The organism is Pseudonocardia sp. SID8383 (assembly GCF_009864975.1).
Lineage (GTDB): Bacteria > Actinomycetota > Actinomycetes > Mycobacteriales > Pseudonocardiaceae > Pseudonocardia > Pseudonocardia alni.
This window is the reverse complement of sequence record NZ_WWFY01000847.1, coordinates 1-8894: the sequence shown is the minus strand read 5'-3', so window position 1 is coordinate 8894 and position 8894 is coordinate 1. Positions and strand designations below refer to the sequence as shown.

General features: G+C 72.7%; 8 protein-coding genes and 1 pseudogene. 7 read left to right on the top strand and 2 right to left on the bottom strand.

Translation table 11 applies throughout. From position 1 onward, the window contains the following. The 4 genes and pseudogenes from GTW08_RS20535 to GTW08_RS20520 all read left to right on the top strand — a co-directional run. A pseudogene (locus GTW08_RS20535) lies at window positions 1-293 on the top strand (hypothetical protein); the annotation flags it as partial. A gap of 166 nt (window positions 294-459) precedes the next feature. Further along, window positions 460-729: a 30S ribosomal protein S15 gene (gene rpsO, locus GTW08_RS20530; protein ID WP_073578122.1), complete on the top strand. Its 270-nt coding sequence runs from the start codon at window positions 460-462 to the stop codon at window positions 727-729. 242 nt (window positions 730-971) lie between these two features. Further along, complete coding sequence (locus tag GTW08_RS20525) at window positions 972-3257, top strand: polyribonucleotide nucleotidyltransferase (RefSeq protein ID WP_073578121.1); 2286 nt, start codon at window positions 972-974, stop codon at window positions 3255-3257. A gap of 79 nt (window positions 3258-3336) precedes the next feature. Then, complete coding sequence (locus GTW08_RS20520) at window positions 3337-4647, top strand: M16 family metallopeptidase (protein WP_073578274.1); 1311 nt, start codon at window positions 3337-3339, stop codon at window positions 4645-4647. 39 nt (window positions 4648-4686) lie between these two features. On the opposite strand, the gene GTW08_RS20515 is transcribed toward GTW08_RS20520, so the two are convergent. Continuing rightward, window positions 4687-5745 carry an ABC transporter permease gene (locus GTW08_RS20515; RefSeq protein WP_073578120.1) on the bottom strand — a complete coding sequence of 353 codons (1059 nt, stop codon included), beginning with the start codon at window positions 5743-5745 and terminating at the stop codon, window positions 4687-4689. Between the two features lie 232 nt (window positions 5746-5977). On the opposite strand from GTW08_RS20515, the gene GTW08_RS20510 reads away from it, so the two are divergent. Both GTW08_RS20510 and dapB read left to right on the top strand, forming a co-directional pair. Further along, on the top strand, window positions 5978-6457 hold the full coding sequence (locus tag GTW08_RS20510) for a DUF456 domain-containing protein (protein WP_073578119.1): 480 nt from the start codon (window positions 5978-5980) through the stop codon (window positions 6455-6457). Between the two features lie 146 nt (window positions 6458-6603). Beyond that, complete coding sequence (dapB, locus tag GTW08_RS20505) at window positions 6604-7353, top strand: 4-hydroxy-tetrahydrodipicolinate reductase (protein WP_073578118.1); 750 nt, start codon at window positions 6604-6606, stop codon at window positions 7351-7353. A gap of 4 nt (window positions 7354-7357) precedes the next feature. On the opposite strand, the gene GTW08_RS20500 is transcribed toward dapB, so the two are convergent. Further along, window positions 7358-7888 carry a GNAT family N-acetyltransferase gene (locus GTW08_RS20500; RefSeq protein ID WP_073578117.1) on the bottom strand — a complete coding sequence of 177 codons (531 nt, stop codon included), beginning with the start codon at window positions 7886-7888 and terminating at the stop codon, window positions 7358-7360. Window positions 7889-8043: 155 nt separating this feature from the next. Between GTW08_RS20500 and GTW08_RS20495 the strand changes: the two genes are divergently transcribed. After that, window positions 8044-8894 (top strand): 3,4-dioxygenase subunit beta (locus GTW08_RS20495; RefSeq protein ID WP_161152398.1); only part of this gene is annotated, 851 nt, incomplete at its 3' end.

Below are 8894 nucleotides of genomic sequence, written 5' to 3'. Positions count from 1 at the left end.
CGGGCGTGCTGTGGGCCGGGGTCGAGGAACGCGACGGCCCTGCCGCGGGCGCCCTCGCCGACCTGGCCGCCCGGGCCGGTGCGACGGGGCCCCGGCCGTACCTCCCGCACGTCACCCTGGCCCGGTGGGACCGGCGCCGCGGGGACGCGACCGTGGGCGGCGACGGCATCGCCGCGGGCCCCTGGTGGACACCGGGGGAGGCGGTGCTCGTGCGCAGCGAGCCCGGTGCGCGCTACACCGTGCTCCACCGGGTCCCGCTCCGCCCCGGCACGCCGGACCGCACACCGGGGTGACACGGGTCGGAGACGGTCGGCGCACCCGTCGCTGGTACCGTTTCACACCGGGTCCGGCTGCAGTCCGTGGCGGCCGAGACCGACTTCCTGCCGTCCCACCGGTTCATCCGGGTGTCGTCGGACGTCATGGCCCCACGGACCGTCTCAAGGATGAAGGAGTTGAGCAGTGGCACTGACCACCGCCGAGAAGAAGAGCACGCTCGAGCAGTACGGCACCCACGCCACCGACACCGGGTCCCCCGAGGCCCAGGTCGCGCTGCTGACGAAGCGCATCGTCGGCCTGACCGAGCACCTGAAGCAGCACAAGCACGACCACCACAGCCGGCGCGGCCTGCTGCTGCTGGTCGGTCGTCGTCGCCGGCTGCTCAAGTACCTGCGCGAGGTCGACGTCACCCGTTACCGCGCGCTGATCGAGAAGCTGGGTCTGCGCCGCTGACCCGCCCGGCCGACCCGGCACCGGTTCCCGGTGCCGGGTCGTTCCGTGACACCGAGCGACACAACTGAACAGAGCCCGCCACTCGGGCGACCGGACATCCGCCGGTCCTCGGTAGTGGCCCCCGGAGCGCGACGCGCGGCCGGGGGCTTCGATCGAAGACCGGCCCAGCAGGGGATCGAGCCGGCGCCACGGTGGTGGGGGTAGACGAAGACCACTCCCAACGACGAGGAGAACACCCCCGTATGACTGACGTCATCTCCGAGGACGGCGTGCACGAGAGCACCGCCGTCATCGACAACGGCACCTACGGCACCCGCACCGTCCGGTTCGAGACCGGCCGGCTCGCCCGCCAGGCCGCCGGGTCCGTCGTCGCGTACCTCGACGACGAGACCATGCTGCTGTCCGCCACGACCGCCTCGAAGCGGCCGAAGGACCAGTTCGACTTCTTCCCGCTCACGGTGGACGTCGAGGAGCGGATGTACGCCGCGGGCCGGATCCCCGGCTCGTTCTTCCGCCGCGAGGGCCGCCCGGGCACCGACGCGATCCTGACCTGCCGCCTCATCGACCGCCCGCTGCGCCCGTCCTTCGTCGACGGCCTGCGCAACGAGATCCAGGTCGTCGTGACGGTCATGTCGCTCGACCCGAAGGACCCCTACGACGTCGTGGCGATCAACGCCGCGTCGGCGTCCACCCAGCTCGCCGGCCTGCCGTTCTCCGGTCCGGTCGGCGGCGTCCGCGTCGCGCTCATCGCGAACGAGGCGGGGACCGACACCCAGTGGGTCGCCTTCCCGACCCACGACCAGCTCGACCGCGCCGCGTTCGACATGGTCGTCGCGGGCCGCATCGTCGGTGACGACGTCGCGATCATGATGGTCGAGGCCGAGGCCACCGAGAACACCATCGACCTCGTCGCCGGTGGGGCCACCGCTCCGACCGAGGGCGTCGTCGCGGACGGGCTGGAGGCGGCCAAGCCGTTCATCCGCAGCCTGTGCGTCGCCCAGCAGCAGCTGGCCGACGTCGCGGCCAAGCCGACCGCCGACTACCCGGTGTTCCCGGCCTACCAGCCGGACGCCTTCGAGGCGGTCTCCGAGGCCGTCGAGCAGGAGCTGGCGCAGGCACTGACCATCGCCGGCAAGCAGGAGCGCGAGACCCGGACCGACGAGATCAAGGCGTCGGTGCTGGACAAGCTCGGCGAGCGTTTCGTCGGCCGCGAGTCCGAGCTCGGCAACGCGTTCCGCTCGCTGAACAAGAAGCTGGTCCGCCGCCGCATCCTGACCGACCAGGTCCGGATCGACGGCCGCGGCCTGACCGACATCCGGCCGCTGTCGGCCGAGGTCGAGGTCGTCCCGCGGGCGCACGGCTCGGCGCTGTTCGAGCGCGGCGAGACCCAGATCATGGGTGTCACCACGCTGAACATGCTCCGGATGGAGCAGCAGATCGACCAGCTGGGGCCGGAGACGCGCAAGCGCTACCTGCACCACTACAACTTCCCGCCGTACTCGACCGGTGAGACCGGCCGCGTCGGCTCGCCGAAGCGCCGCGAGATCGGCCACGGCGCGCTCGCCGAGCGGGCCCTGATCCCGGTCCTGCCGAACCGCGACGAGTTCCCCTACGCGATCCGGCAGGTCTCCGAGGCCCTGGGCTCGAACGGCTCGACCTCGATGGGCTCGGTCTGCGCGTCCACGATGTCGCTGCTCAACGCCGGTGTGCCGCTGAAGGCGCCGGTCGCGGGCATCGCGATGGGCCTGGTGTCCGACGAGGTCGACGGCCAGACGCGCTACGTCGCGCTGACCGACATCCTCGGTGCCGAGGACGCGTTCGGCGACATGGACTTCAAGGTCGCCGGCACCAAGGAGTTCGTCACGGCGCTGCAGCTGGACACCAAGCTGGACGGCATCCCGTCCGAGGTGCTCGCCGCCGCGCTGAACCAGGCCAAGGACGCCCGCCTGACCATCCTCGAGGTGATCGGCGAGGCCATCGACGGCCCGGACGAGATGAGCAAGTACGCGCCGCGGGTCACCGCGGTGAAGGTCCCGGTCGACAAGATCGGCGAGGTCATCGGGCCGAAGGGCAAGATGATCAACTCGATCACCGAGAAGACCGGCGCCGACATCTCGATCGAGGACGACGGCACGATCTACGTCGGTGCGAACGACGGCCCCTCCGCGGAGGAGGCGATCGGCATGATCAACGCGATCGCCAACCCGCAGCTGCCGAAGGTCGGCGAGCGGTTCCTGGGCACGGTGGTCAAGGCCGCCGCGTTCGGTGCCTTCGTCTCGCTCGTCCCCGGCAAGGACGGCCTGGTCCACATCTCCAAGCTCGGCAGCGGGAAGCGGATCAGCAAGGTCGAGGACGTCGTCAAGGTCGGCGACAAGCTGCGCGTCGAGGTCACCGACATCGACAACCGCGGCAAGATCTCGCTGATCCCGGTCGTGGAGGAGTCCGCCTCCGCAGACGTCACCGAGGCCCCGGCCGCCGAGGGCGCCGTCGACGCCGAGGCCCCGGCCGAGGCCGCCAACCCGAGCTGAACTGTTGGCACCTGAGAACGACCACGCGGCGGCGGCCCGGGACCTTTCCCGGGCCGCCGCCCGCGTGTCCCCGGCGCCCGTGACCACCGCCGACGACACCACCGACACGGTCCGCCGCAGCGACCTGCCCGGCGGGGTCCGGCTCGTCACCGAGACGGTGCCCGGCGTCCGCTCGGTCGCGCTGGGCATCTGGATCGGGATCGGCTCGGTGGACGAGACCCCCGAGCAGGCCGGCGCCGCGCATTTCCTGGAACACCTGCTCTTCAAGGGCACCCGGCGGCGCACCGCGGCAGGCATCGCCGAGGAGATGGACGCCGTCGGTGGTGAGCTGAACGCGTTCACCGCCAAGGAACACACCTGCTACTACGCCCACGTCCTCGACACCGACGTGGCGCTGGCGGTGGACGTGCTGGCCGACGTCGTCACCGACGCCGAGCTGGCCCACACCGACGTCGAGCTGGAACGGGGCGTCGTGCTCGAGGAGATCTCGATGCGCGACGACGACCCGGAGGACCTGCTCGGCGACATGTTCGACGAGACCCTGTTCGGCGACCATCCGCTCGGGCGCCCGGTGATCGGCTCCGAGGACTCGATCCGGGCGATGAGCCGCGACACCCTGCACAGCTTCTGGCGCGGGGAGTACACGGCGCCGCGGATGGTCGTCGCCGCGGCCGGGAACCTGGACCACGACCACGTCGCGGAGCTCGTCGCCGCCGCGCTGGACCGTGCGGCGCAGGGCCACACCGGCGCGCGCCCGGTGCCGCCGCGGACGGCGACCGGGGCCCGCCCCGTGCGCACCGGCGCCCTCGGCCTGCTCGACGACGACTCCGAGCAGGCCCACATGATGCTCGGCGTGCCCACCGCGGGTCGCGCCGGACGCGGCCTGCCGGTGCTGGCGGTGCTGAACTCCGCCCTCGGCGGGGGACTGTCGTCGCGGCTGTTCCAGCAGGTCCGCGAGCAGCGCGGACTGGCCTACCAGGTCTACTCCTCGACCGTCCGCTACGCCGACGCCGGCGCGCTGTCGGTGTACGCCGGGTGCGCCCCGGAGAGGCTGGGCGAGGTCGTCGCGGTCGTGCGGGACGTGCTCGCCGAGGTCGCGGCCGACGGTCTGACCGAGGCCGAGGTCGTCCGCGCCCGGGGCGCCCTGCGCGGGGGACTGGTGCTGGGCTGCGAGGACACCGCGTCGCGGATGAACCGGCTCGGCCGCGCCGAGCTGGACCACGGGCGGCAGCGGTCGCTGGCCGACAGCCTGGCCCGCATCGACGCCGTCACCCCTGCCGAGGTCGCCGCACTGGCGGGGGAGCTGCTGGCCCAGCCGCTCACCGCGGCCGTGGTGGGTCCCTACGGCGACGTGGACGACCTCCCCGCCGCGCTGCGCGACCTGGCCTGACCTCCCCCGAACCTGCTCCGAGGGTCACTTTCGTGGCTTCTACGGCCCCGAGAGTGACTCTCGGGGCATCCGGGGTGGTGGGTGAGACGGGCAGAGCCCCGGACCGGGCGGTCCGGGGCTCTGTGCCGTCACTGGGTCGAGGACGACGACCGCGACGTCGGCGAGCATGGCGCCGACCGCCGTCGTCACCGCACCGAACGCCGCCGTGGCGACGACGCCGTGGATGTCGTTGGTCGAGATGGTGCGGATGAAGTAGTCGCCCATGCCCTGCCAGGCGAAGGTCTTCTCGGTGATCACCGCGCCGGTGAACAGCGCCGGGATCGCGAACGCCACCTGGGTGGCGACCGGGATCATCGAGCTGCGCAGCCCGTGGCGGCGGATGGCCTGCCTGCGGGTCAGCCCCTTGGCCCGGGCGGTCCGCACGTAGTCGGAGTTGACCACGTCGAGCAGCATCGAGCGCTGCAGCAGGTGGTAGCCCGCGTAGGAGATGATCAGCAGCGAGATCGTCGGCAGCACCAGGTGCTGGGCCCGGTCGAGGAGCAGCGGCCAGAACCCGGTGACCCCGGGCGACTCGGACCCCGCGACGTAGAACAGCGTCCCGCCGACACCCTGGTTGATCGCGATGGCGACGAATACGACCGCGAGCGCCGCGACCGCCGACGGGATGTTCAGGGTGAACACCGAGGTCAGCTGGGCGGCGCGGTCACCGAGCCGGTACTGGCGCTGGGCCGAGTAGACCCCGAGCGCCACCCCGATCACGATCGACAGCAGCAGCGAGAAGAACACCAGCTGCCCGGACACCACGACGCGGAACGCCACCTGCGCGTTCACCGGGTCGCCGATCGGGCTGGTGCCCCAGTCCCACCGGGTCACGATCCCGGTGACCCAGATCCACCACCGCTCCAGGACCGGGACGTTCGAGTCCAGGTTGTACTGGCCCAGCGAACGGGCGATCTCCGCGTCGGTGCGCGGCGGCCGCAGCTGCAGGTAGTTGACCCGGGGGTCGAGGAACGAGTTCGCGAGGAAGTAGACCAGGTTGGTCGCGACGACGATCATCGCGAGCCACCCGGCGCCCCTGCGCAGGAGGTACCGGAGCACGCTGCTCTTCTCTGTTCGTCCGCGGTGCGGTGGTGGTGACCGGCACGCGCGGGTGGTGGGACGACCGCAGGTGAGCGGGTGTCACTGTTTCGGGTGACATCGAGGCTGGCACGGCAGTACCAGAAATCGGTAGACCCGGCTCACAGCGTTTACCCATTCGTGACGATGACAGCCGGCCGTCACCGCGGGTTCGTCCGCTCGACGCGTGTGACCTGCTGGCAGGCTGGGCGTCATGACCGCCCTCGCCGTCGTCGCCGGCCTGATGATGCTCGTCGGCCTGGCCGGGACCGTGCTGCCGGTGCTGCCCGGGCCGCTGCTGATCGTCGGCGGGGTGGCGGTCTGGGCGGTCCCGCGCGGCGACGCGGTCGGCTGGTGGGTGCTCGGCATCGCGGTGCTCGTCACCGTCGCCGGTCAGATCGCGAAGTACCTGCTCCCCGGACGCCGGCTCAAGGCAGCCGGGGTCCCGACCCGCACCCTGTTCGCGGGGCTCGTGCTGGGGGTCGTCGGGTTCTTCGTCGTGCCCGTCGTCGGGCTGTTCCTCGGGTTCGTGCTCGGCGTGTGGCTGGCCGAGCTGGCCCGCCTGCCCGACGCCGCCACCGCCTGGCGCTCGGCACGCGAGGCGCTCACCGCCGTCGGCTGGAGCATCCTCATCGAGCTCGCCGCCGGGCTGGTGACGGTCGCGGTGTGGATCGGCGGCCTGGTCGTCGGCTGAGCCCCGGCCGACCGTGGCCCCGTGATCGTGGATCGGGCACCGTCCGCACCGGCGTGCGACCGGTCCGGTGCCGGATCCGTGATCACGGTCGGCCGCTGCATAGACTCCGCGGCGGTCCACGACGTCGAGGTGCGCGAGGTGTACGGGTGAGCGGGACGATCAAGGTGGCGGTCCTCGGGGCGAAGGGCCGGATGGGCTCCGAGGTGTGCCGGGCGGTCGAGGCCGCCGGGGACACCGAGCTGGTCGCCGCGCTGGACGCGGGCGACGACCTGTCCGCCCTCGACGGCGCCGACGTCGCCGTGGACTTCACCCACCCCGGCGCCGCGATCACCAACATCCGCGAGTGCCTGGCGCGCGGGGTCGCGCCCGTCGTCGGGACCAGCGGCTTCGACGCCGCCAGGTTCGACGAGGTCCGCGCGATCCTCGATGAGCGCGGCTCCGGCAGCGTGCTCGTCGCCCCGAACTTCGGGGTCGGCGCCGTGCTGATGATGCACTTCGCGGCGCAGGCCGCCCGCTTCTTCGACTCCGCCGAGGTCGTCGAGCTGCACCACGCCGGCAAGGTCGACGCGCCGTCCGGTACCGCCGCGCGGACCGCGTCGGTGATCGGCGCGGCACGACGCGAGGCCGGGCTCGGCGAGGTCCCCGACGCCACCACCGACGACCCGCACGGCGCCCGCGGCGCGGTCGTCGAGGGCGTCCACGTGCACGCGGTCCGGATGCCCGGGCTGATCGCGCACCAGGAGGTCATCCTCGGCACCGACGGCGAGGTCCTCACGCTGCGCCACGACTCGATGAACCGGACCAGCTTCATGCCGGGCGTGCTGCTCGCGGTGCGCGCCGTCCGCGACCGCCCGGGCCTGACGATCGGCCTGGAGCCGCTGCTCGGGCTCGGCTGAGCCCTCAGCCGACCAGGTGCAGGTCCAGCGTTCCGGCGTGGCGGACCTCGCGCAGCGTCGACGTGCCGGTGTCCAGCGTGCGCACCGCGCCGTCGGGTGCCCAGCCGGCGCGGCCGTAGAAGTTCCGTGAGGCGGTGTCGGCCTCGGCCACCCAGGTGCGCCCCGAGTCCGAGCCGGACTCCCGCAGCGCGGCCGCGGCGGCGGCGAGCAGCCGTCCGCCGTGCCCGCGCCTGCCCCAGCGCGGCTCCACGAGCAGGGTGCTGACCTCGGCGATCGCCATGCCGTCGGCCCCGGCATAGCGGGCGGCGGCGGCGAACCCGACGGTCTCGTCCCCCTCGACGGCGACGAACAGGTGGAAGCCGTCCCCGGCGTGCACGGCGTCGCTCCAGTGCGAGCGCGCGGCGTCGGAGGTGAGCCCGGCGAACGCCTCCTCGGGCAGCAGCCCGGCGTAGGCGGTGCGCCAGGTGCGGTCCTGGATCGCCATGATCGCGCCGACGTCGTCGTCGGTGGCGGGGCGGACGGTCGCGGTGGCCATGGGTCATGCCTACCGTGCGACCCCGCGGGCCGCGTCACCGCCCGGGTCCACAGCGGCCGCACAGGTCGTTGCGATCCGCGCCCCATGCCCGGTCCCTACCGTCGTCATCGGTTCTGCACGAGAGTCCGTACGACGACGCACCGGAGGATCCCGCCATGCCCCGCTACCAGGGCCGTGACCTGCCCCGCCCCGACGACGAGGTCGTCGACCAGGGCCTCGGGTTCGACCTCGGCACCCTGCTGAGCAGGCGCCGCATGCTGGCCGTGCTCGGCGTCGGCGCCGTCAGCGCCGGGCTCGCGGCCTGCGGTACCGCGGCTCCGTCGGCGACGACCGCGACCACGACCGGCGAGATCCCGGACGAGACGGCCGGCCCGTACCCCGGTGACGGCACCAACGGTGCGAACGTGCTGACCGAGTCCGGGGTGGTCCGCAGCGACATCCGGTCGAGCTTCGGCACCGGCTCGGCGACCGCGGCCGGGGTGCCGATGACCCTCGAGCTGACGATCACCGACATGGCCGCCGCGGGCATGGCGGGTGCCGCGGTCTACGTCTGGCACTGCGATCGCGACGGCCGGTACTCCCTGTACTCCGAGGGGCTGGAGGACGAGAACTACCTGCGAGGGGTCCAGGTCGCCGGCAGCGACGGGAAGGTGCGCTTCACCAGCATCTTCCCGGCCTGCTATAGGGGGCGCTGGCCGCACATCCACTTCGAGGTCTACCCCTCCGAGGCCGACATCACCGACGCCGCCAACGCGGTCGCCACCTCGCAGGTCGCCCTGCCGCAGGCCGACTGCGACACCGTCTACGCCACCACGGGATACGAGCAGTCGGTGTCCAACCTGGCCGAGCTGAGCCTGGCGTCCGACAACGTCTTCGGCGATGACGGCGGCGCCCTCCAGCTCGCGACCGTCACCGGCGATCCGGCCACGGGCTACACGGTCGCACTGACCGCCGCCGTCGACCTGTCCACCGAGCCGACCGCGGGTGCCGCCCCGGGCGGGGGCGG

What these genes read in the sequence shown, in the direction of transcription:
- GTW08_RS20525 (WP_073578121.1), top strand. Translation starts at nt 972, where the DNA reads ATGACTGACGTCATCTCCGAGGACGGCGTGCACGAGAGCACCGCCGTC.
- GTW08_RS20510 (WP_073578119.1), top strand. Translation starts at nt 5,978, where the DNA reads ATGACCGCCCTCGCCGTCGTCGCCGGCCTGATGATGCTCGTCGGCCTG.
- GTW08_RS20500 (WP_073578117.1), bottom strand. Translation starts at nt 7,888, where the DNA reads ATGGCCACCGCGACCGTCCGCCCCGCCACCGACGACGACGTCGGCGCG.